Source organism: Pseudomonas sp. LPH60, assembly GCF_030718165.1.
GTDB classification, from domain to species: Bacteria; Pseudomonadota; Gammaproteobacteria; order Pseudomonadales; family Pseudomonadaceae; genus Aquipseudomonas; species Aquipseudomonas danubii.
Genome location: NZ_JAVAJH010000002.1, coordinates 132,986 through 155,419, shown reverse-complemented (window position 1 = coordinate 155,419; position 22,434 = coordinate 132,986). Strand labels below are relative to the sequence as shown.

Below are 22,434 nucleotides of genomic sequence, written 5' to 3'. Positions count from 1 at the left end.
AGGAGACTAAGAGGAGAGATAACGAGAATTCGGAGGGCATTCCAGGGCATCAACTTCAAACAGCTCAATAAGCTGCAGCATGAAGTTAAAGTAATTTATTAAGAGTAAGATTTTTTCGGTATTACAGAAACGCTTCTGCTATTGATTCAAGCAGGGAGGGAAAAGGTGGAGAGTCGATCTGTAAGCCGGGTTCTGTCGAGGACAGTCATTCCTCTACGATGGCCATCACTGGACATCTTTAGCAACCTACCCGGTTCCAGCGCGGGCCACGCCTTGGAACCCTATTTGGTCTTGCTCCGAGTGGGGTTTACCTAGCCACGAACTGTTACCAGACGTGCGGTGCGCTCTTACCGCACCTTTTCACCCTTACCGGCACCGAAGTGCTTAGGCGGTTATTTTCTGTGGCACTTTCCGTAGGCTCACGCCCCCCAGGCATTACCTGGCACTCCGCCCTATGGAGCCCGGACTTTCCTCCCCCCTCTAATTTTCATAGAGGGCAGCGACTGTCCAATCGACTCTCCGCCGCGCAGGTTAACGGCAGAGCGCCCCAAGAACAAGCGCTAAAAGCCTTTGGCCACCCTGCCACGCAATTTATTGTTCTTTCTGCTTATTCAGTGCTACCTGATACAGGACATTCTTGCGCTCACCCGTGATCTCGGCTGCCAGCGCCGCCGCCCTTTTGAGAGGCATCTCCTTAAGCAACAGATCAAGAATGCGCATCGACTCACTACTGATCGCTTCATCACTTTCCGGTGCAGTCCATCCCGCCACCAGCACCACGCACTCACCACGCTGCTGGTTGCTGTCAGCCTCTACGAACTGGCGCAATTCGGAAAGAGGCAGCCCCTTGAGGGTCTCAAAGGTCTTGGTCAGTTCTCGAGCCAACAGTGCCGGCCGCTCACCACCGAATACCGCTTCCATGTCTTGCAGACACTCAAGAATGCGATGCGGCGCCTCATAAAAAATCAACGTGCGGGGCTCTTCCTTGACCAACTCCAGGCGCCCACGCCGCCCAACGGCCTTGGCCGGCAGAAACCCCTCGAAGATAAACCGATCCGACGGCAAACCTGCCGCCGACAGTGCCGCGATCAATGCACAAGCCCCCGGCACAGGAACCACATTGATGCCTGCAGCTCGAGCCTGCCGTACCAAGTGATAACCCGGGTCGGAAATCAGCGGCGTGCCGGCATCGGAAATCAAGGCGACATCATCACCCGCCAATAAACGAGTAATGAAACGAGAGCCTTCATCACGCTCGTTATGCTCATGGCAAGCCGCCAAGGGCGTGGAAATGCCAAAGTGCTGCATGAGGCGCTGAGAGTGCCGGGTATCCTCGGCAGCGATCAAAGACACTTCGCGCAACAACTTAAGGGCCCGGGCACTGATGTCGTCCAGGTTGCCGATGGGCGTCGCCACCACATAAAGCGAACCAGCAGCGGTATTCAAAGCACCTGGAGCAGTCAAAGGGCACACCTCTAGATCGACAAAAGCACCATTGTAACGCGTTGAAGCCCTATCAATACGCCTGACGATCACTCAACAACCCAGCCCTTTGGGGCCTTTTAGGCACCACGGCAACATTTGCACCAGCTAAATAGACGGTTTATCACCAGCAACATCGCGCCCCGGCCAGCGCTTGGGTACAATTCCACGCTCATTTGATCGAGTATCAGGAACACTTACATGATCGCTTGCCTGCGGCTGTTTCTTGCCCTCTGCCTGGCTACCCTTTTGGTGGCTTGCGCCAGCTCGCCCTCTTCCAGCCTTGGCGAACTTCCACGGACACCGGATGCCAGCATCGAGCAATTGCTCGAACAGGCCGCCACCAGCAAAAGCCCGGACAAGGCAGCCCTGCTGCGCTTGAGCGCTGCAGACCTGGCATATCGCCAGGGCAACGCAGGACGCGCCGGACAAATCCTTCAGCAAGTGTCGCTGGATCAACTCAAACCTGCCCAGCAGATCTTCGCCAGCACCCTGGCCGCAGAGCTGGCCATGATCCGCAATCAGCCGAAAGCCGCGCTGACTGCGCTGAGCCATCAGAGCCTGCAGCATCTCAGCGAACTACCTGCAACTCAGCAGATCCGCACCGGCACCGTTTATGCTCGCGCCCTGGAAGCAGACGGCCAAACGCTCTCTGCCGCCAAGCAGCGAATTCTTATCGCCCCCCTGCTGAAAGATGATGCCGCGGCAAAAAACCATGAGGCCATCTGGGCACTGATTGCTGCCCTGCCCACCGACCAACTGCAACCTGCAGGCAACGATGACCTGGCCGGATGGTTGAGCCTGGCCCTGGCAGTCAAGACCGCCGGCACTCTGGAGCAGCAACAGTCGGCCATTGATAACTGGCGCGCGCAGAACCCAAAGCATCCTGCGGCCATTCAACTGCCACAACCGCTGACCCAGCTCAAAGAGCTGGCTAGCCAACCCGTTTCGAAAATCGCCCTGCTTCTGCCACAAGATGGTCCCTTGGCTTCGGTTTCCAAGGCCCTGCGTGAAGGCTTCATGGCCGCTCACTACCAGGCTCAGCAAGCAGGACAAAAGCCGCCCAGCATTGAGTTTTACGACAGCTCGCGCTTGAGCTCCCTGGACGACTTCTACCGCAAAGCCCAGGCCGCAGGCGTGCAACTGGTAGTCGGCCCCCTAGAAAAACCATTGGTCAAGCAACTGGCCACACGCTCGCAACTGCCGATTACCACCCTCGCACTGAACTACAGCGAAGGCGAACAAGGCCCGGCGCAACTGTTCCAGTTTGGCCTGGCTGCCGAGGACGAAGCCCGTGAAGTCTCTCGTCGTGCCCGCGCCGATGGCCTGCATCGCGCCGCGGTACTGGTCCCCAAGGGCGAGTGGGGCGATCGCGTGCTCAAGGCGTTCCGCCAGGATTGGGAAGCCAACGGTGGCAGCGTGATCGGCATCGAACGCGTTGACCAGCCTGTCGCCTTAGCTCAGCAAATTGCCGACCTTTTCCGACTGCGCCAAAGCGAGAGCCGCGCCAAGAGCCTGCAGAGCACTGTAGGTACTCAAGTCGCCGCACAACCGTCGCGCCGCCAGGATATCGAGTTCATTTTTCTCGCCTCCACTCCACAGCAAGCACAGCAGATCAAGCCGACCCTGAACTTCCAGTACGCTGGCGATGTTCCGGTGTACGCAACTTCCAACGTGTTCAGCGCCAGCGGCGATCAGAATCAATACAACGACATGAACGGTGTAATGTTCTGCGAAACGCCTTGGCTGCTGGATGCCAACGGCCTTCTGCGTCGCCAGGTCACTGCACAATGGCCACAAGCTGGAGGCAGCCTCGGTCGCCTGTACGCAATGGGTGTCGACGCCTATCGCCTGGCGCCACGCCTGGGTCAGCTCAAGGCTCTGCCCGACAGCCGTATCGAAGGCGAATCCGGAAGCCTGGGCATGGCCGCCGGTCAGCGCATTGAGCGTCAACTGCCCTGGGCCAAGTTCGTCAACGGCCAGGTTACCCGCCTGCCCGACACACCGCGCTAATGACTCAAGGAGCACGCCAGCAAAGCGGAAGAGATGCCGAGAGCCAAGCACTCCGGCATCTCCAACAGCACGGGCTGCGCCTATTGGCGCAGAACTGGCTGTGCAAACGCGGCGAGCTTGATCTGGTCATGCTTGACGGCGATACAGTAGTATTCGTCGAAGTCCGCTACAGACAACACACGCAATGGGGTGGAGCTCTGGGCAGTATCGATGGACGCAAGCGTCAAAAACTGATTCTTGCCGCGCAGATTTTCCTGCAACGCGAATCATGCTGGTCCAACCACCCCTGCCGTTTCGACGTGGTCGCCATTGAAGGCGCCCCGGGTGCAGAAGCCCGTTTGAACTGGCTACGCAATGCCTTTGATAGCTGAAAGACGCCTTCAGGCCGCACCCATTTTCACTCAACTTTTTTGCTCTTTGCTTTGCGGGCTGCACATTCACGTGCCACTAAGCCGCGCCACTTAAGGTCACACAGATGGACATGCAATCCCGAATTCGCCAGCTTTTTCAGGCCAGCATCGACACCAAGCAACAGGCGATGGACGTACTTGCACCGCACATCGAGCAAGCCAGCCAGATCATGGTCAACGCCTTGCTCAATGAGGGCAAAATGCTCTCCTGTGGCAACGGTGGCTCCGCCGGCGACGCCCAGCACTTCTCCTCCGAGTTGCTCAACCGCTTCGAGCGTGAACGCCCCAGCTTGCCCGCCATCGCCCTGACCACCGACAGCTCGACCATCACGTCGATTGCCAACGACTACAGCTACAACGAAGTCTTCTCCAAGCAGATTCGCGCTCTAGGCCAACCTGGCGATGTGTTGCTGGCAATTTCCACCAGCGGCAACTCGGCGAACATTATTCAAGCCATCCAGGCCGCACATGATCGTGAAATGATTGTCGTAGCATTGACTGGTCGCGACGGCGGCGGCATGGCCTCACTGCTACTGCCTGAAGACGTGGAAATTCGCGTACCAGCCACCGTCACTGCACGTATTCAAGAAGTCCACCTGCTGGCGATCCATTGCCTTTGCGACTTGATCGACAGCCAATTGTTCGGGAGTGAAGAATGACCCTTAATCGCCTTGGCCTTCTGGCCTTGACCTTGTGCCTCGGCATCACTGGTTGCAGCTCGGTGATTACCGCCACCCGCGACAAACCAATCGATGACGATCGCGGCACCCGCACCTTCGGCAGCAAGATCGACGATTCGCTGATAGAGACCAAAGTCGCCGTCAACGTTGCCAAGGCCAACCCGGACCTGGAAAACAACTCGCACATTGTCGTCACCAGCTTCAACGGTATCGTCCTGTTGGCCGGCCAGACACCGCGCCCCGACCTCAAGGCGACAGCCGAACAGGCCGCCAGCGAGGTACAGCGAGTCAAGAAGGTGCATAACGAACTGCAGGTGCTGCCACCATCAGGATTCCTGGCACGGCAGAACGATGGCTGGCTGACCACCAAGATCAAGACACAGATGCTCACCGACGCCAGCATTCCCGCTTCACGGATCAAGGTGGTGACCGAGAACGGCATTGTCTACTTGCTGGGCTTGCTGACCCAACAGGAAGCCGCCCAAGCCACCAATTTGGTACAGGGCGTCTCCGGCGTACAGAAAATCGTTAAGCTGTTCGAATACATCGACTGAAAAAGCACTGCAGCAGATACAAAAAAGGCGATCCATCCGGATCGCCTTTTTTATTACTTGACCACTTTCAGGCTCGGCCGGCCGCTAGGTCGCGGCGGCTCACTGCCCGGTGGAGGCAGGTCATCATCCGGCTCAATATCGTCCTCCTCATCCAGAGGCGATTCCAGATCAAAAACCATGCCCTGCCCATTCTCGCGCGCATAGATCCCAAGGATCGCAGCAACCGGTACGTGCAGGCTGTGAGGCACACCGCCGAAGCGCCCCTCGAAAGTTACTGCATCGTTATCCATATGCAGATGGCGCACGGCACTGGGAGAAATATTCAGAACAATTTGCCCATCACTGGCGAAACCCTGAGGCACCTGTACAGCCGGGTAATCGGAGTTGACCAGCATGTGCGGGGTGCAATCGTTGTCCACAATCCACTCATAGAGCGCGCGGACCAGATAAGGTCGACTGGAGTTCATAGCGGCTCCTTAAGCCTCAGCGCATATCACGTTCGACACCAGACAAACTTGCCTGGAAAGCCTCACGCGCAAATTGGCGGTCCATATAATCAAGCAGCGGCTTGGCCTGCCGCGGCAGTTCGATACCCAGGATTGGCAACCTCCAGAGTATGGGCAGTAGGCAGCAGTCCACCAGGCTTTGTTCCTCACTGAGGAAAAATGGCTTATCGGCGAACAGCGGGGAAACCCCTGTCAGACTTTCGCGTAACTCCTTACGCGCCTGCACCCGGACCGCCTCCTTGGTCCGCGAATCCAGAATCAGATCCACCTGCCCGCACCAATCACGCTGGATCCGATGGATGAGCAAGCGACTGTTGGCACGCGCAACAGGGTAAACCGGCAGCAATGGAGGATGAGGGTAACGCTCATCCAGGTATTCCATCACCACTGTCGATTCCCACAACGCCAGGTCCCGATCGACCAGCGTCGGCAAGCTCCCGTAAGGGTTCACTTCGATCAGTTTCGGCGGCTGACGCCCCGCCTCCACACTGATGATCTCGGCGCTGACACCCTTCTCCGCAAGCACAATGCGCACCCGGTGGGAATAGTGGTCGGCGGGGTCGGAGTAACAGGCCAACCGATTGGTCACGCCCATGGCGATCCTCCTCGCTTGTTGAAATTATCGGAAGCAGAAAAAACAAGCGCGCCCTCAGGGCGCCTCTGGTAACCCCCGAATGATACAGGGTTGTTACAGTTTCAGAGACGCCCCTAGGCGCGCATGTTCAACAACTGATGCTTAAAACGCTATTAATGCACATCCTTCCAGTATTCGCGCTTGAGCAGATAGGCGAACACGAAGAAGAAGGCCAGATACAAGAGCACGTAAGTACCGATGCGCTGGTGCTGCAGTTTGACAGGGTTGGCCGAGTAAGCCAGGAAGGTCACCAGATTCTTGACCTTCTCGTCGAACTGAGCCTCATTGAGAGTACCGGTACCCTCTTTGACTGTCAGCTGGTCGCACGCCTCGTGAGTCAGGGGCGTACCAGTCAGCGGATCGTATTGTTTCTTACCGCCTTCAACGATTTGCACCTGCTTGCAACCGACAACTTGACGCCCTTGCAGACCGACCAGGACGTTAGGCATACCAACGTTCGGGAAGACCTTGTTGTTCACGCCCCAAGGGCGAGCAGGATCTTCATAGAAGGACTTGAGGTAGCCATAAAGCCAATCGGTACCACGAACGCGAGCCACCAGGGTCAAGTCTGGCGGCGCAGCGCCGAACCAGGTCTTGGCATCAGCCGGCTGCATGCCGATGTTCATGTGATCACCGATCTTGGCACCGGTGAAAACCAGCTTGCTCAACATCAAGTCGTGAGGAATGCCCAGGTCATCGGCGACCCGCTCATAACGCTGGAACTTGGCGCTGTGGCAACCCATGCAGTAGTTGGCGAAAGTACGCGCACCATCTTGCAGGGCAGCCTTGTCGGACAGGTCGATATCAACCTTCTCCAACTCAGGACCCGCGGTATTCGCGAAAGACAACACAGGCATAGCAGCAAGAATCAGTACAGCAAATAGCTTTTTCATCAGCCAGTCACCCTTTCCGGAACCGGTTTGGTCTTCTCGAGCCTGGTATAGAACGGCATCAGAATGAAGTAGGCGAAGTACAGGAAGGTACACACCTGCGACAACAGCGTACGGCCTGGAGTCGGCGCCAACACACCCAACACACCCAGGATCACGAACGAGACGCAGAACACCAGCAGCCAGATCTTGCTCAGCCAGCCTTTATAGCGCATGGACTTGACCGGACTACGGTCGAGCCAAGGCAGCACGAACAGGACCGCAATTGCAGCGCCCATGGCGATAACACCCAAGAGCTTGTCCGGCACCGCACGCAGAATCGCGTAGAACGGAGTGAAGTACCAAACAGGAGCAATATGCTCAGGTGTCTTGAATGGGTTGGCCGGTTCGAAGTTCGGCTTCTCGAGGAAGTAACCACCCATCTCAGGGAAGAAAAACACGATCGAGCAGAAGATGAACAGGAACACAACTACACCGACGATATCCTTCACGGTGTAGTAAGGGTGGAAAGGAATGCCATCCAGCGGGATACCGTTCTCATCCTTGTTCTTCTTGATGTCTACGCCATCCGGGTTATTCGAACCCACCTCGTGCAACGCCAGAATGTGCAGCACCACCAGACCGAGAATCACGATCGGCAGGGCTACCACGTGCAGAGCGAAGAAGCGGTTCAGGGTAATCCCGGAAATCAGGTAATCACCACGGATCCACTGAGTCAGGTCGTCACCAATAACGGGGATCGCACCGAACAGCGAGATGATCACCTGGGCACCCCAGTAGGACATCTGCCCCCAAGGCAGCAGGTAGCCCATGAAGGCCTCGGCCATCAGCGCCAGGTAGATCAGCATGCCGAACAGCCACACCAGCTCACGAGGCTTCTGGTAGGAACCGTAGAGCAAGCCACGGAACATGTGCAGATAGACCACAATGAAGAACGCCGAAGCGCCGGTGGAGTGAAGCAAACGCAGGATCGCGCCGTACTCGACGTCGCGCATGATGTATTCAACGGAAGCAAAGGCTTCTTCCGCCGAAGGGGTGTAGCTCATGGTCAACCAGACACCAGTAACGATCTGGTTAACCAGAACCAGCAGTGCCAGGGAGCCAAAGAAATAGAAGAAGTTGAAGTTCTTCGGAGCGTAATACTTGCTGAGATGGTCTTCCCACATCTTGGTCGCGGGGAAGCGCGCATCAACCCAATCCATGAACTTGCTCATCACGCTTTCTCCGTGTCGACGCCAATGACGATAATGTCATCCGACTCATAGGAATGCGGGGGTACTGGCAGGTTCAGGGGCGCAGGCTGCGCTTTATAGACGCGACCAGCCAGGTCGTAGTGGGAGCCGTGGCAAGGGCAGAAATAGCCACCTACCCAGTCCTTGCCCAAATCAGCGGGCGCCACTTCAGGACGGAAGGTCGGAGAACAACCCAGGTGAGTACAGATCCCGATCAGCAGCAAAATCTCTGGCTTGATCGAACGCACTTCCGGATCGACGTAGGTTGGTTGTACCGAGTTCTTGGAGTCAGGGTCAGATAGCTGGCCCTCGATCTTTTTAAGATTCCCCAGGATTTCCTCTGTACGGCGGACGATGAATACCGGTTGACCACGCCACTCAGCAATCATCTGCTGACCTGGTTCGATCTTGCTGATATTCACTTTCACCGGTGCACCTGCGGCTTTCGCCTTGGCACTGGGAAACCATGACCCCACGAACGGGACCGCAGCCCCCACCGCTCCAGCAGCACCCACCACGGATGTGGCTGCTACTAGGAAGCGACGCCGGCCTGCATTCACGCCGTCATTGCTCATTCAGTCCTCTCCCATCAGCTTTGTGGCCTGTTAAATCAGGCATCTACTAAGTAAAAATCTGAACTTATAAAAATTTTGCCGAATGGTAATGAAAAGCCCCTATTCTGACAAGGTAATTACCAAGCCGACCCAGCCCGAAGCCTTGTAGTATAGGGCCTGCGCGGATGTGGCAAGTTGTCACAGCGCAAATTTCAGACAATAAAAAACGCCCAGCTCCGCGAGGAGACTGGGCGCTTTTGAACGCAGTAGCGAATTAACGCTTGGAGTATTGCGGACGCTTACGCGCTTTACGCAGACCCACTTTCTTACGCTCAACTTCACGTGCGTCACGGGTTACGAAGCCAGCTTTACGCAGAGCGCTGCGCAGAGTTTCGTCGTAATCCATCAGAGCGCGAGTGATACCGTGGCGGATTGCGCCAGCTTGACCACTTACACCGCCGCCGATAACGGTAACGTAGATATCGAACTTCTCAACAGTCTCGGTCAGCTCCAGCGGCTGACGAACTACCATGCGGGCAGTTTCGCGACCGAAGAAGTTATCCAGGGAGCGGTTGTTGATCGAGATGTTGCCAGTGCCCGGACGCAGGAAAACGCGTGCGGTTGCAGTCTTGCGACGGCCAGTGCCGTAATTTTGAGTCGCCGACATAATGAACTATTCCGTTAAATCTTCAGTTCTTGGGGCTGCTGAGCAGTATGAGGGTGAGCAGCGCCCGCATAGACTTTCAGCTTACGGTACATGTCGCGACCCAGCGGGTTCTTAGGCAGCATGCCTTTTACCGCGGTCTCGATCACGCGCTCAGGGGCTTTAGCGATCAGCTTTTCGAAGTTGATCGACTTGATGCCGCCCGGGAAACCGGAGTGGGAGTAGTACATTTTGTCAGTGGTTTTAGCGCCAGTAACACGTACCTGCTCGGCATTGATTACGACGATGTAGTCGCCGGTATCAACGTGAGGAGTGTACTCAGGCTTGTGCTTGCCACGCAGACGGCTCGCGATTTCGGTGGCCAGACGACCCAGGGTCTGACCAGCAGCGTCGACGACGAACCAGTCGCGCTTTACTGTTTCCGGTTTAGCAGTAAAAGTTTTCATTCTTTATAGCCTCAGGGGCCGCCCAGCAAAATAGACGGCGGATCTTACTGAATAGTGCGTACTTTGACAAGGTCAAAGGCAGCCGGACACAGACGCTATCGGGGGCTCGGGTCAGCGCGTCTGATATACGGCAAGATTCTTCGGCAGGCGGCGCATCACTTCCACTGCAGAAAGAGCTGCCGAATTATGCAGATTGCGAAAAAAAATTCAACCTGCTTTTATGATTGTTTTGCCAAGGGAGTACCCGATGGACTACCGCCAGCTGGGCCGAACCGATCTGAATGTGAGTGCGATTTGCCTGGGTACCATGACTTGGGGCGAGCAGAACACCGAGGCTGAAGCCTTCGCTCAAATCGAGCGAGCCAAGAACGCCGGAATCAACTTTATCGACACCGCCGAAATGTACCCGGTGCCACCCAAGGCCGAAACCTATGCCACCACCGAACGCTACATAGGCAACTGGTTCAAGCAACACGGCGATCGCGCCGACTGGATCCTGGCTAGCAAGATCGCCGGCCCAGGCAACACCATCGATTACATCCGCGACAAACAACTCAAGCACAACCGCAAACACATAGTCGAAGCCGTGGATGCCAGCCTCAAGCGCCTGCAGACCGACTGGATCGACCTTTATCAATTGCACTGGCCCGAGCGCAGCACCAACTTCTTCGGTCAACTGGGTTACAGGCACCAGGCCGACGAAGACTTCACACCGCTGGAAGAAACCCTCGAAGCGCTGGACGAACAGGTCAAGGCCGGCAAGATCCGCCATATCGGCCTGTCCAACGAAACGCCCTGGGGCACCATGAAGTTCCTCGCCCTGGCCGAAAGTCGTGGCTGGCCTCGCGCAGTTTCGATCCAGAACCCCTACAACCTGCTCAACCGCAGCTTTGAGGTGGGCCTGGCGGAAATCGCCATTCGCGAACAATGCGGCCTGCTGGCTTACTCTCCATTAGCCTTTGGCTACCTGTCCGGCAAGTACGAGGGAGGCGCCCGACCAGCCAAGGCTCGACTGAGCCTCTACAGCCGCTTCAGCCGCTACTTCAACCCTCAGTCGGAAGCGGCCTGCAGCCGTTATGTGGCGCTGGCCCGCGAGCATGGTCTGGACCCGGCACAGATGGCCTTGGCCTTCGTCACTCAACAGCCGTTCGTGACCAGCAACATCATCGGCGCCACCACACTGGAACAGCTGGACAGCAACATCGCCAGCGCCACCTTGAAGTTGTCGGAAGAAGTCCTCGCCGGGATCGAGGCAATCCACAAGGATCACCCCAACCCTGCGCCTTAACTGGTCTACAGGAGCTGGCTTGCCAACGAATGGACACGTCGCACCATTTGTCTGCAAGCCGGTTCCTACAGTGAACGGGCGATAATTTCCTTCATGATCTCGTTGGTCCCGGCATAAATGCGCTGCACCCGCGCATCGGCCCAGGCCCGGGCCACCGGGTACTCCCACATGAAGCCGTAGCCGCCGTGCAGTTGCACGCACTCATCGAGTACCTTGCACTGCAGATCGGTGCCCCAGTACTTGGCCATGGCCGCCGTCGGCACATCGAGTTTGCCCTGCAAATGCAGCTCCAGGCAGCGATCGACAAAGACCCGGCCGATCTGAATTTCCGTGGCCATTTCAGCCAGCTTGAAGCGGCTATTCTGGAAATCGGCAATTGCCTTGCCAAAGGCCTTGCGTTCGCGGGTGTATTCCAGGGTCCACTGCAACGCGGCCTCGGCACTGGCCAGGCCACCAATCGCCACGGTCAGGCGCTCCTGGGGCAACTCCTGCATCAAGTAGGCAAAGCCTGCCCCAGCTTGCCCCAGCAGATTTTCCTTGGGCACTCGCACATCCTGGAAGAACAGCTCGGAGGTGTCCTGAGCCTTCATTCCAACCTTTTCCAGGCGCTTGCCCTTGTAGAACCCGGGAGTATCGGCCTCAACCAGAAACAGGCTGGTGCCCTTAGCTCCAGCCTTGGGATCGGTCTTGGCCACGACTATCACCAGGTCCGCCAGATAGCCGTTGGTAATAAAGGTCTTGGACCCATTGATCACATACTCGTCGCCGTCGAGCACTGCCGTGGTCTTCACCCCTTGCAAGTCAGAGCCCGCACCCGGCTCGGTCATGGCAATGGCCGTGACCATATCCCCCGACACCAGACGGGGCAGGTATTTGCGCTTCAGCGCCTCACTGCCGTAGTGCAGGATGTAGGGCGCAACAATGTCTGAATGCAGAGAAAAACCAATGCCGGTCAGCCCCAGACGGCCGATCTCCTCAATCACCACCGCACTGTAGAGAAAATCCGCCCCCAGACCGCCGTACTCCTCGGGAATGTGCGAACACAGCATCCCCGCCTCCCCGGCCTTGCTCCACAACTGACGGTCGATGAAGCCCTGTTTTTCCCACTCACCATGGAAAGGCACAGCCTCTTTTTCAAGGAACGTACGCACGCTGTCACGAAAGAGTTCATGCTCGGAACTGAACAAGGTTCTAGGGATCATGCAGGCACCTGTGATGTTGATTGATCATGGGTTGGCTGCCAGAGCCTAAGCCCAGGCACCTGCACGGGACACTGGACACATCCGACAAAAAATAAGACGATCCAGCCGTCTGGTGACCACTTTCCCCTATAAGAACAATTGAATTATGTCTAACCAAACCTCCACGCCCTTGCGGCGCGTCAGCATCCTGGCTATCGACCGGGTTTTCGCTTCCACCCTCATGCAGGCCAAGGATTTTTTTCATCTGGCCAGCCTGCGCTACGGCAAACAACTGGGCCAAGGCCTGACTCCGGCATTCGAAACTCGCCTGGTCAGCCCCGACGGCCAGCCAGTCTGCAGCTTCAGCAATGTGATCATGCCGGTGGACGGTGCGCTGGAAGATACCGATGTGATCATTCTCCCGGCCTTCTGGGATGACTTCGACACCCTGTGCCAGCGTTATCCACAGATACTGCCCTGGCTGCGCGCCCAGCACGCCCGCGGTGCAGTGCTTTGCGGTGAAGCCACCGGGGTTTTCTGGCTGGCTGAAGCCGGACTGCTCGACGGCAAGGAAGCCACCACTTACTGGCGCTTCTTCAACGCCTTCAGCGAGCGCTTTCCCAAGGTCCAGCTCAACCAGGACAAGCACCTGACAGACGCCGACAATCTCTATTGCGCCGGCGGCACCACCTCGGCCTGCGACCTGTACATTTACCTGATCGAACGCTTCTGTGGAGCCAACGTGGCCCAGGCCGTGGCTCGGGACATCCTCTATGAAGTGCAGCGCAGCTACGCCCCCGGACGCATCGGCTTCGGCGGCCAGAAACTGCATCAGGATGTAATCATCCTGCAGATCCAGCATTGGCTTGAAGAGCACTTCGCCGACAAGTTCCGCTTCGAGGACGTGGCTCGCGAACATGGCATGAGCATTCGCAATTTCATGCGCCGCTTTCAGACGGCTACCGGCGACAAGCCCCTGCACTACCTGCAGCGTCTACGCATCGAAACCGCCAAGGGCCTGCTTTCGGGAACGCGCAAGAGCATCAAGACCATCAGCTATGAAGTCGGCTACGACGACGCCAGCTTCTTCGCCCGCCTGTTCCGCCAACACACCGAACTCTCACCCAATCAGTACCGCCAGCAGTTCCAGCAGCAGGCGGCATAAAAAAAGGGCCTGCAATGCAGGCCCTTTTTCATCGACTCGAGATTATGGCTTGTGCGCCCGCGACAGAAACTCGTGGGACTGCATCTCCAGCAACCGGCTGAGAGTGCGCTGGAACTCGAACGTCAAGCGCCCTCCGGTATAGAGATCCTTGAGCTCGACCTCGGCGGAGATGATCAGCTTGACGTTGCGGTCATAGAATTCGTCGACCATGTTGATGAAACGCCGAGCAATATCATCCGTGGTGACACTCATCTGCTCCACGCCACTGAGCAGCACGGCATGAAAGATCTTGCCCAGTTCGATGTAGTCGTTCTGGCTACGAGGACCATCGCACAGCTCACGGAAGTCGAACCAGGCCACATCATCACAGGTGCGCAGCGCACGAATTTCTCGGTTCTCGATGATCAATACATCGTTTTCCACCGCCTGAGTGCACTCTGGCGTCAGCGCACGGAAGCTCTTGCGCAGACTTTCATGGGCAGCTTCATCCAATGGATAGTGAAACAGCTCCGCCTGCTCCAGATGCCGCAGACGGTAGTCGACGCCGCTGTCGACGTTGACGATCTCGGTGTTCTGCTTGATCAGGGCAATGGCCGGCAAGAAGCGCGCACGCTGCAGACCGTCCTTGTACAAGCCATCCGGAACGATGTTCGACGTCGCCACCAGGGTCACACCGTTCTTGAACAACTCTTCCATCAGGGTGCCGAGAATCATCGCATCGGTAATATCAGACACGAAGAATTCATCGAAGCAGATCACCCGCGCCTCTTGTGAGAAACGCTTGGCAATGATGGTCAGCGGATTCTTTTCGCCACCCAGGGTTTTCATTTCTTCGTGTACGCGCTTCATAAAGCGGTGAAAGTGCGTACGAACCTTTTCCTTGAACGGCAAGGCTTCGAAGAAGGTGTCTACCAGATAAGTCTTTCCACGCCCTACTCCGCCCCAGAAGTACAGCCCCTTGACCGGCGCCTGATCCTTCTTGCCAAAGAGCTTGCCGAGCAAGCCCGGCTTGTTTTGCTCGGCTGCAATCAGATCCTCATACAGGCGCTGCAGATGACGCACAGCGGTTTCCTGTGCCGCGTCATGAAAGAAGTCCGGGCGTTTCAGATCTGCTTGGTATCGTTCTAGGGGCGTCATAATTCGTTAGCAAGGCAACAAAAACGGGCCGTCACTTTAGCGACGGCCCTGGGGAATGGCAATCAGCCCTTGGTCGGGAAGATTCCGATTAGTCCTGCGCTGGGGTCAGCGCAATCCGCAGCGCTTCAATGGCTGCGTCACGCGCGGCAGCGTCAGCGAAGGCTGGGCTGTCAGCCACGCAGGCGCCATCCAGCCAAACGCTGAAACTGCCGGCTTCGCTACGCAGATCCAGCTCCTGCCCCGATTGCAGTCGTTTGGTCACCGCACCAGCAGCCTTGCCATCGGCGAAGTGACGCGACAGCAGCAACTGCTCGCCATCGGCGGACAGCAAGCGGAAACGGAAACTACCATCGTCTTCACGGAAGCTGATGAAGCGCGCGGCCTTGGCGGCCTTTTTCTTGGTCGTGGCGGCAACTTGCACCTGACTGGCAAAGGAGCGCAGGCCCACGGCCTCACGCAGCTCGGCAAGGAACGGCGTGGCCACAGCCCGAGCTTTGGCGGCGCCGGCACGCAAAATGTCTTCAAGATCCCCGGGACGGGCGATCAACTGATGGTAACGCTCACGAGCCTCGCCCAATTCACCATCCAGCAACTGGAACAGGCGGTTCTTGGCTTCGCCCCAGCCCAGCCCCTGCAACAGCTCAGTACGGAACTCGGCGGCCTGTGCCGGGGTAGAAAACGCCTGGAACAGAGTGAACAGATGGGAGTTGTCCGGGTCCTTGGCCTCACCCGGCGCCTTGGAGTCAGTGACGATCCGCGAGATCGCGTCCTTCATGTCCTTGGCACTGGTGAACAAAGGGATGGTGTTGTCGTAGCTCTTGGACATCTTGCGACCGTCCAGGCCAGGCAGGGTCGCGACACTCTCCTCGATCAGTGCCTCGGGCATGGTGAAGAACTCCTTGCCCTGGCCAAACAGATGGTTGAAACGCTGGCCGATGTCCCGAGCCATTTCCACGTGCTGGATCTGATCACGGCCCACCGGCACCTTGTGCGCGTTGAACATCAGGATGTCTGCGGCCATCAGCACCGGGTAGCTGTAGAGCCCCATGGTGATGCCGGCATCCGGGTCTTCACCGGCCTCGAGGTTCTTGTCCACCGATGCTTTGTACGCATGGGCACGATTGAGCAGGCCCTTGGCGGCTACGCAGGTCAGCAGCCAGGTCAGTTCCGGAATCTCCGGAATGTCCGACTGACGATAGAAGGTCACACGTTCCACATCCAGGCCGCCCGCCAGCCAGGTCGCCGCGATTTCCTGGCGCGAACGCTGAATGCGCAACGGGTCATCGCACTTGATCAGCGCGTGATAGTCGGCCAGGAAGTAGAAGGAATCGGCATTACTGTCACGGCTGGCAAGGATCGCCGGGCGAATCGCGCCAGCGTAGTTGCCCAGGTGCGGGGTACCGGTGGTGGTGATGCCGGTGAGGATACGCGTACGAGTAGTCATGGGTAATCGCTTATCAGACTGCTATCAATTCGAAAGTCGCGGCAGCACCAGATCCTTGAGATCAGTGAGCTTGCCATGAAAAAAGTGCCCGCATTCTGCCACTTTCAGCAGCTCATGGGGGCGAACAAGCGCGTCGGACCAGTCATAGACCGCTTGAGGGTCAATGACTTCATCGGTTTCCGGCTGGATCAGGGTCAGCGGGCAGTTTTCCGGCAACTGGTCGGTATCCCGCAGACGGGTCACCGCCGCCGCCACCATGAACAGGTGCTTGAGCTGCACGCCCTGGGCCTCCAGGCGCCCGCCAAGGCTGGCGGCGACAAAACCGCCGAAGGAGAACCCCAGCAGGGTCAATGGCAGTTCAGGATGTTTGGCCTGCAACCACTGGGCGGCAGCCTGGGCGTCATCGACTTCGCCACTGCCCATGTCGTGACTGCCTTCACTGGCACCAACGCCCCGGTAGTTGAAGCGCAAGGTGATCAGGCCGGCATCCCGCGCGGTGCGCTGCAAGGTGGACACCACCTTGTTGAGCATGGTGCCGCCCTGCACCGGGTTGGGGTGGCAGATCAGTGCCACGCCACGAGGATCGGGCACCTCCAGATACAGGGCTTCCAATTGGCCCACCGGGCCGGCAATCACTACAGGGGTTTCACGCATTAGCAAGGAAGGAACTCCGTGACCTCGAAGGGGGTCGACTCGTCTAGCAAATGGTCTGTGCCAATCTATTGCGAGTGAATCGCGGTATACAGCGCAGGTTCGAGCCGTTAACGTAAAGCAAAGCCGTTTATAGAGGAAGGACTCGTGGAACACTCGCTCTTAGTTTGGTTGTTGCCGACTCTTGCCCTGGTCGCGGGTGTCGCCATTGGATTCCTGGTTGCTCGCCTGCTGCCCAATGCCGCGCCTAACCGCACGCAGCGTCAGTTGGACGATATTCAGGAACGTTTCGACAATTATCAAAATGAAGTGGTCACCCATTTCAACAGCACTGCCACCCTGGTGAAAAAGCTCACCCAGAGCTATCAGGAAGTGCAGGACCATCTCGCCGAGGGTGCCAACCGCCTGGCCCTGGACGAACTGACCCGGCAACGCCTGCTGGCTGCACTGCATTCCGAGTCGGCACAAACTCCACGGGAGCGCCTGACTCCACCGCGGGATCAGGAGCCACCACGGGACTACGCGCCGAAGACGCCAAACGCTCCGGGTATGCTCGACGAGCACTACGGCCTGAAGAAGTAACCGCTTCAGTCATTAAAAAGCCCGCCCGATTTGCATCGGGCGGGCTTTTTTGTACCTGGGATTGCAGTCGAGTCGATCAGTACTGCTGGTAGGGCTGCTGGTACTGCTGACCTTGCTGCTGATACTGCTGGCCCGGAATCGCCTTGAGGTTGACCTCTACACGACGGTTCTGCGCACGGCCATTGACGTCGGCGTTGCTGGCAATCGGATTGTCCGGACCAGCACCGCGAGCGGACAGGTTGGCACTGCTCACCCCCTGGGACGTGAGGTAGGTCGCCACGCTCTGGGCACGACGCTGGGAAAGATCCATGTTGTGCTGACGGCTGCCAGTGCTGTCGGTGTAGCCGACGATCTCGATCTGGTTCTGGTTGAACTCGCGCAGGGAGTTGGCCAGGTTGTTCAGCGGTTGGTAGAAGCTTGGGGCGATATTTGCCGAATCAGTGGCAAACGTGATGTTGCCCGGCATGATCAGCTTGATCTGATCACCCTGACGCTGCACTTCAACCCCGGTATTGGCCATGCTGGCGCGCAGTTTTTTCTCCTGCTGGTCGGCGTAGTAACCGTAACCGGCAGCGGATGCCCCCACCACCGCGGCACCGATCAACGCGCCCTTGCCACGGTTATTGTGGTCAATGGCAGCACCGGCCAATGCACCAGCCAGGGCACCCAGGCCACCGTATTTGGCAGTTTTGCTCATGCCCGACGAGCCGCCGTCGGCCTGCCCCTGATTGTCATAGGGGTTAGGCGAAGCGCAGCCGGACAACAAGGCCACAGCAGTAGCGACAACAATCAAACGACGCGAGGTGAACATGGAAAACTCCTACATTTTGCATTCTGTGGTGCAGCGGACGTTGGCAACAGACCTTAGCTAGCGTTGGAACACACAGAGTGGCAAAAATTCCGTCAGCAGCCTGGCTAAAAGTCAGGCCCTCACAAACGGATTCTGGCGCATCTCATCGCCCAATCGAGTGTCTGGACCGTGCCCGGCAACCACTGTGGCATCTTCATCAAGGGTATACAGACGCTGCTTGATCGAACGCACCAGGGTGGCCTGATCCCCGCCCCACAAGTCCGTGCGCCCGACCCCGCGCTTGAACAGCGTGTCGCCGGCAATCAGAAGCTTAGCCTCGGAAAACCAAAAACTCATGGAACCCGGAGTGTGCCCGGGAGTATGCAGGGCAACGCCGCAACCGCAGGCCAGTTCCTCATCGTCGCCCAGCCAGCGGTCCGGGGACGGGACCGGGGTGTAGGGCACGCCGAACATGCTGCACTGCATCTCAAGGTTGTCCCACAGGAACTGGTCGTCCTTATGCAGATGCAAAGTGGCGCCGGTCTTTTCCTTCATCTGCCCGGAGGCGAGAAAATGATCCAGGTGCGCATGGGTATGAATGATGCTCACCACCTTCAACCCCAGGGCATCGAGGCGAGCCATGATCAAATCGGGATTGCCTCCCGGATCGACAACTATGGCTTTCTTGGTCAGCGGGTCGCCAATGATGGTGCAGTTGCACTGCAAAGGCCCGACGGGGAAGGTTTCGCGGATAAGGCTGGGTTTGGCGGCGTCCATGGAAGCGTTCCAGAAAAATCGATGGCGCATTCTGGCACAGCTCACCGCCAACACTCACTCAGAACGCCAGTTGCAGCGTCTCCTCCCCCTCCAGTGCCAGCAGGAACTGCTTGGCTTCAAGCCCTCCGGCAAAGCCGGTCAGGCTCCCCGACGCACCGATCACTCGATGACAGGGGGCCACAATCGAGATCGGGTTCCGGCCATTGGCTGCACCCACCGCCCGCACCGCCTTGGGACTGCCAATCTGCTGGGCGATCTGGCTGTAGCTGCGGGTCTCACCGAAAGGGATGGTCAGCAAGGCCTGCCAGACCTTGCACTGAAACTCGGTACCGACGAAATCCAGCTCAAGCTCGAAGCGCTCACGGCTGCCTGCAAAGTATTCCCGAAGCTGGCGCTCGGCTTCCAGCAGCAGGGGATGATCAACCGACTCCTGCAACGGCCCGAGACGTACCCGGTTCTGCCGTTCGTGCTCCCAGAGAATCGCCGCCAGCTTGGTCCCTCTGGCCACCAGGGTCAGTTGGCCAACGGGGGACGGCATCAGTTTGAATACGCAGGACATCTCAGGTCTCCTTCAATCCGCCAGTGGAATCGGACCCGGAACCCAGTGGTCCATGGCCGTCTTCTCAGTACGCCGACACTGTAAAACGAGATTCAAGCGCAAGAACCACGTTTCTTGTGCTTGAATTCGACGGCGAATCGTTCTGAGTGCCGAGCAGACCCGAAACTAGTTGTCCTCATCCACCAGGAAACAGTTGTCACTGCTACTGCGCTGTCCATGAGGGTCGACAATGAAGGCCCCGCGCCCCTGGCCGCATTCGAGCAAGTGCACCGGGGACAATTCGCGCTGCCGGTCGATCTGCGCATTGAAGCGCATGATGTAGATCCCCAGGGAGATCGATACACAGAGAATCAGCACCAGGCACAGCACCAACTGATCGGTGTAGCTGGCGCCGGTCTTATCAGCATGCACTGATGACATGCCCGGATCCCGCCCGCTCAACACTGTGGCCAATCAGTAACCAACTCAGGGGGCCGCCCCCTCCCAGGCGCCCCAAAGGTGCCTGGGAAGGCAGGACGCAGGCCATCAGGACGAGAAGTATCAGGACCAGCAAGATTCCTTTGACTACCGAAATCAGGTTCATGGCTGTGCCACGCTCTGGAGTTAAGAAGAGCCCGAGCTTAGAGACGGCCGGGTTAACACCGGGTAAACATCGGCAGAAACCGGCCTGACTCCGCTATCCTTCGGCCCATCAAGCGCCAAGGGTCCAAGGGGACGTTTCCGTGCATATTCAACTGCTATTGGTCGAGGACAACCTCGACCTGGCCAACACCGTCATCGAGTACTTGGAAATCAGCGGCATCGTCTGCGACCACGCCAGCAATGGCCAGACCGGCCTTAACCTGGCTTTAAGCCAGCACTACGACGTCATCCTGCTGGACATCATGTTGCCGCGACTGGACGGCCAACAGCTGTGCCAACAGTTGCGCCAGCAAGGCAGCCAGACGCCGATCCTGATGCTCACCTCGCTGGATGCCCTTTCCGACAAACTCGCCAGCTTCGCCGCCGGGGCTGACGACTATCTGGTCAAGCCCTTTGAAATGGCGGAACTGGTGGCCCGTATCCGAGCCCTGAGCATGCGCCGCAGCGGCCAGGCAAGCCGCCTGCAAGTGGCCGACCTGGTGATGGAGCTGTCTACCCGCAAGGTCAGCCGCGCCGGGCAAGAACTGCATCTGTCACCCATTTGCTGGACCCTGCTGGAATGCCTGATGCGTGCCAGTCCGGAACCGGTAACCCGGGAACGCCTGGAGACCATGATCTGGGGCGACGAGCCACCGGACAGCAATACCCTCAAGGTGCACATGCACCGATTGCGCAAGACCGTGGACAAGTCCTTCGGCCAACCGTTGATCCACACCCTCCCTGGTATTGGCATTCAGATGAGGTCACATGCGTAACGGTCTGGGTCTGAAATGGGTGATCAGCGGCAGCTTCCTGCTGCTGATTGCCGTGGTGTTGCTGATCTACAGCCTGCTGTTGCCCGAGTACAGTATCCGTGGCCTGCTCTATACCGCCAGCGCCATGATGGAGGAGGAAGCCCAGTACTTCGCCAGGCATTACAAGAAAGATCCAAACACCCCACCGCCGCACAACTACTTCTATACCAGCGTCATAGGCAAAGAGGCGCTGCCGGAGAAAATCCGTCAGCTGCTGGACACTCCGCCCAGCCTGTCCTTCGGCGCGCTGCAGGCCTTCGGCGACCTGGACTCCGATGACGAGGATGAAGGGCGGGCGGTCCTGGCCCAGCCCCTTAGCGACGGCAAGACCCTGTACATGTTCGACGTCGACCACGACAAGGAAGAAGGCGGCGAAGTGGAGACGCCACTGTCCGACGCCTACATCGAGCGCCAGTTGCGCGGCGTCAACCTCATCAGCCTGGCGGTGTTCGTCCCGGCGCTGATCATCATTGTCCTGCTGGTCTGGTGGCTGGTAAGGCCCCTGGAGCGCCTGGCCCAGTGGTCCTCGACCCTCAAGGATGCGGACGCGGTGTCCGGCCAGCGACCTAATTTTGGTTTCAAGGAGTTCAACGTGCTCGCCGATGCCCTGGCCCAAAGCGTGCAGCAGGTGCAGGCCGCCAGCCTGCGAGAAGGCCGCCTGCTGCGCTACACCAGCCATGAGCTGCGCACCCCATTGGCGGTGCTCAAGGCCAATATCGAACTGCTGACCTTGCAATCCGGCGGCGTCCTGCCGCCGCCCCTGCAACGTATCGAGCGCTCGGTATTGAACATGCAGCGCATCGCCGAAACCTTGCTGTGGATGAGCCGGGAACTGCCAGAACCCTTGCCCGAGGAACCCATCGACATGAGCGGCCTGGTCACTGAACTGATCGAGGAACACCGCTACCTGATCGGTACACGGGATATCGAACTGCTGCTGGACATCAGCAGCACCCCTTGCCGCTTGCCTCTGACCGCCTGCCGCATCGTGGTGGGCAACTTCCTGCGCAATGCCTTGCAATACGCCGATGAGGGCAGTGTCGAGATCAATTTCGACTACCCACAACTGCGCATCGTCAACCGCATCCGGGAAGCCAAGCAGTTGGAGCCATCCAACGACTTTGGCTATGGCCTGGGCCTGGAACTGATGCGGCAACTCAGCGCCCGGCTCGGCTGGCGCATTGAGGTGCTGATGGAACAGCAACTCTTCACGGTCACCCTGGACTTCAATGCCGCCCCGCCCGCCGAGGAGCTGCCTGCACCGCAGAGCGCTCCAGAGGCGTAAAGTTGAAAAGCATCGTCCTGGTCGAGATCGTTCAAGGCCAGGAAATACCTGTTCACAAGCGATGAAAAAACTGC

At 58.0% G+C, this 22,434-nt stretch carries 25 protein-coding genes and 1 other RNA gene; 9 read left to right on the top strand and 17 right to left on the bottom strand.

The genetic code is table 11. The features are described from left to right. Window positions 1-165 precede the first annotated feature (165 nt). Both rnpB and rsmI read right to left on the bottom strand, forming a co-directional pair. Window positions 166-519: RNase P RNA component class A (gene rnpB / locus Q8O96_RS06275), an RNA gene on the bottom strand. A 72-nt stretch (window positions 520-591) separates the two neighbouring features. Continuing rightward, complete coding sequence (gene rsmI / locus Q8O96_RS06270) at window positions 592-1,446, bottom strand: 16S rRNA (cytidine(1402)-2'-O)-methyltransferase (RefSeq protein WP_180988441.1); 855 nt, start codon at window positions 1,444-1,446, stop codon at window positions 592-594. Between the two features lie 237 nt (window positions 1,447-1,683). Between rsmI and Q8O96_RS06265 the strand changes: the two genes are divergently transcribed. The 4 genes from Q8O96_RS06265 to Q8O96_RS06250 all read left to right on the top strand — a co-directional run bounded on the left by Q8O96_RS06265 (window position 1,684) and on the right by Q8O96_RS06250 (window position 5,139). Further along, the gene (locus Q8O96_RS06265; protein WP_115580887.1) at window positions 1,684-3,495 is read left to right on the top strand and encodes a penicillin-binding protein activator; all 1,812 of its coding nucleotides are present in this window, start codon (window positions 1,684-1,686) and stop codon (window positions 3,493-3,495) included. Further along, on the top strand, window positions 3,495-3,866 hold the full coding sequence (locus Q8O96_RS06260) for a YraN family protein (RefSeq protein WP_115580888.1): 372 nt from the start codon (window positions 3,495-3,497) through the stop codon (window positions 3,864-3,866). The genes Q8O96_RS06265 and Q8O96_RS06260 overlap by 1 nt, the downstream gene beginning before the upstream one ends. 104 nt (window positions 3,867-3,970) lie before the next feature. After that, window positions 3,971-4,564 carry a phosphoheptose isomerase gene (locus Q8O96_RS06255; protein WP_305948556.1) on the top strand — a complete coding sequence of 198 codons (594 nt, stop codon included), beginning with the start codon at window positions 3,971-3,973 and terminating at the stop codon, window positions 4,562-4,564. Then, window positions 4,561-5,139 carry a BON domain-containing protein gene (locus tag Q8O96_RS06250; RefSeq protein WP_102860313.1) on the top strand — a complete coding sequence of 193 codons (579 nt, stop codon included), beginning with the start codon at window positions 4,561-4,563 and terminating at the stop codon, window positions 5,137-5,139. Before Q8O96_RS06255 ends, Q8O96_RS06250 begins: the two co-directional genes overlap by 4 nt. A 53-nt stretch (window positions 5,140-5,192) precedes the next feature. Here the strand turns inward: Q8O96_RS06250 and Q8O96_RS06245 are convergent, their stop codons facing one another. From Q8O96_RS06245 to rplM, 7 genes are all read right to left on the bottom strand, one after another. After that, a complete protein-coding gene (locus Q8O96_RS06245; RefSeq protein ID WP_102860312.1) occupies window positions 5,193-5,606 on the bottom strand; it encodes a ClpXP protease specificity-enhancing factor in 414 nt (137 codons plus the stop codon). Between the two features lie 16 nt (window positions 5,607-5,622). Beyond that, the gene (locus Q8O96_RS06240) at window positions 5,623-6,240 is read right to left on the bottom strand and encodes a glutathione S-transferase N-terminal domain-containing protein (protein ID WP_102860311.1); all 618 of its coding nucleotides are present in this window, start codon (window positions 6,238-6,240) and stop codon (window positions 5,623-5,625) included. Between the two features lie 152 nt (window positions 6,241-6,392). Continuing rightward, entirely contained in the window at window positions 6,393-7,172 is a 780-nt protein-coding gene (locus Q8O96_RS06235; RefSeq protein ID WP_115580890.1) for a cytochrome c1, read from the bottom strand. Continuing rightward, window positions 7,172-8,383, bottom strand: a complete 1,212-nt coding sequence (locus Q8O96_RS06230) for a cytochrome bc complex cytochrome b subunit (protein WP_102860309.1) — start codon at window positions 8,381-8,383, stop codon at window positions 7,172-7,174. Before Q8O96_RS06230 ends, Q8O96_RS06235 begins: the two co-directional genes overlap by 1 nt. After that, window positions 8,383-8,976, bottom strand: a complete 594-nt coding sequence (gene petA / locus Q8O96_RS06225; RefSeq protein ID WP_102860308.1) for a ubiquinol-cytochrome c reductase iron-sulfur subunit — start codon at window positions 8,974-8,976, stop codon at window positions 8,383-8,385. Before petA ends, Q8O96_RS06230 begins: the two co-directional genes overlap by 1 nt. Window positions 8,977-9,229: 253 nt before the next feature. Next, on the bottom strand, window positions 9,230-9,622 hold the full coding sequence (gene rpsI, locus Q8O96_RS06220) for a 30S ribosomal protein S9 (RefSeq protein WP_003228056.1): 393 nt from the start codon (window positions 9,620-9,622) through the stop codon (window positions 9,230-9,232). A gap of 14 nt (window positions 9,623-9,636) precedes the next feature. Continuing rightward, entirely contained in the window at window positions 9,637-10,065 is a 429-nt protein-coding gene (gene rplM, locus Q8O96_RS06215) for a 50S ribosomal protein L13 (RefSeq protein WP_007928449.1), read from the bottom strand. A gap of 247 nt (window positions 10,066-10,312) precedes the next feature. On the opposite strand from rplM, the gene Q8O96_RS06210 reads away from it, so the two are divergent. Next, window positions 10,313-11,353, top strand: a complete 1,041-nt coding sequence (locus Q8O96_RS06210; RefSeq protein WP_102860307.1) for an NADP(H)-dependent aldo-keto reductase — start codon at window positions 10,313-10,315, stop codon at window positions 11,351-11,353. Window positions 11,354-11,418: 65 nt separating this feature from the next. Here Q8O96_RS06210 and Q8O96_RS06205 read toward each other — a convergent pair whose 3' ends face one another. After that, the gene (locus Q8O96_RS06205) at window positions 11,419-12,555 is read right to left on the bottom strand and encodes an acyl-CoA dehydrogenase family protein (RefSeq protein ID WP_305948555.1); all 1,137 of its coding nucleotides are present in this window, start codon (window positions 12,553-12,555) and stop codon (window positions 11,419-11,421) included. A 244-nt stretch (window positions 12,556-12,799) separates the two neighbouring features. Between Q8O96_RS06205 and Q8O96_RS06200 the strand changes: the two genes are divergently transcribed. Then, on the top strand, window positions 12,800-13,699 hold the full coding sequence (locus Q8O96_RS06200; RefSeq protein ID WP_170001537.1) for a GlxA family transcriptional regulator: 900 nt from the start codon (window positions 12,800-12,802) through the stop codon (window positions 13,697-13,699). 42 nt (window positions 13,700-13,741) lie between these two features. Here the strand turns inward: Q8O96_RS06200 and zapE are convergent, their stop codons facing one another. From zapE to Q8O96_RS06185, 3 genes are all read right to left on the bottom strand, one after another. After that, complete coding sequence (zapE, locus tag Q8O96_RS06195) at window positions 13,742-14,836, bottom strand: cell division protein ZapE (protein WP_102860304.1); 1,095 nt, start codon at window positions 14,834-14,836, stop codon at window positions 13,742-13,744. 88 nt (window positions 14,837-14,924) lie between these two features. Continuing rightward, window positions 14,925-16,280 (bottom strand): tryptophan--tRNA ligase, encoded by a 1,356-nt coding sequence (locus Q8O96_RS06190; RefSeq protein ID WP_102860303.1) that lies wholly within the window; start codon window positions 16,278-16,280, stop codon window positions 14,925-14,927. A gap of 24 nt (window positions 16,281-16,304) precedes the next feature. After that, on the bottom strand, window positions 16,305-16,934 hold the full coding sequence (locus Q8O96_RS06185; RefSeq protein WP_102860302.1) for an alpha/beta hydrolase: 630 nt from the start codon (window positions 16,932-16,934) through the stop codon (window positions 16,305-16,307). 144 nt (window positions 16,935-17,078) lie between these two features. Between Q8O96_RS06185 and Q8O96_RS06180 the strand changes: the two genes are divergently transcribed. Further along, window positions 17,079-17,513, top strand: coding sequence for a YhcB family protein (locus Q8O96_RS06180; protein WP_102860301.1), 435 nt, complete (start codon window positions 17,079-17,081; stop codon window positions 17,511-17,513). A 76-nt stretch (window positions 17,514-17,589) separates the two neighbouring features. Here the strand turns inward: Q8O96_RS06180 and Q8O96_RS06175 are convergent, their stop codons facing one another. The 4 genes from Q8O96_RS06175 to Q8O96_RS06160 form a co-directional block, all read right to left on the bottom strand. Then, the gene (locus Q8O96_RS06175; RefSeq protein ID WP_102860300.1) at window positions 17,590-18,324 is read right to left on the bottom strand and encodes an OmpA family protein; all 735 of its coding nucleotides are present in this window, start codon (window positions 18,322-18,324) and stop codon (window positions 17,590-17,592) included. Window positions 18,325-18,435: 111 nt separating this feature from the next. Then, on the bottom strand, window positions 18,436-19,080 hold the full coding sequence (locus Q8O96_RS06170; RefSeq protein ID WP_015636939.1) for an MBL fold metallo-hydrolase: 645 nt from the start codon (window positions 19,078-19,080) through the stop codon (window positions 18,436-18,438). A 58-nt stretch (window positions 19,081-19,138) separates the two neighbouring features. Further along, entirely contained in the window at window positions 19,139-19,639 is a 501-nt protein-coding gene (locus Q8O96_RS06165) for a methylated-DNA--[protein]-cysteine S-methyltransferase (protein WP_102860299.1), read from the bottom strand. A 165-nt stretch (window positions 19,640-19,804) separates the two neighbouring features. After that, complete coding sequence (locus Q8O96_RS06160) at window positions 19,805-20,059, bottom strand: hypothetical protein (RefSeq protein ID WP_102860298.1); 255 nt, start codon at window positions 20,057-20,059, stop codon at window positions 19,805-19,807. 302 nt (window positions 20,060-20,361) lie between these two features. Here Q8O96_RS06160 and Q8O96_RS06155 point away from each other — a divergent pair, with 302 nt between their 5' ends. Beyond that, complete coding sequence (locus Q8O96_RS06155; RefSeq protein ID WP_102860296.1) at window positions 20,362-21,036, top strand: response regulator transcription factor; 675 nt, start codon at window positions 20,362-20,364, stop codon at window positions 21,034-21,036. Continuing rightward, window positions 21,029-22,360 carry a HAMP domain-containing sensor histidine kinase gene (locus Q8O96_RS06150; protein ID WP_102860295.1) on the top strand — a complete coding sequence of 444 codons (1,332 nt, stop codon included), beginning with the start codon at window positions 21,029-21,031 and terminating at the stop codon, window positions 22,358-22,360. The genes Q8O96_RS06155 and Q8O96_RS06150 overlap by 8 nt, the downstream gene beginning before the upstream one ends. The last annotated feature ends 74 nt before the right edge of the window (window positions 22,361-22,434 follow it).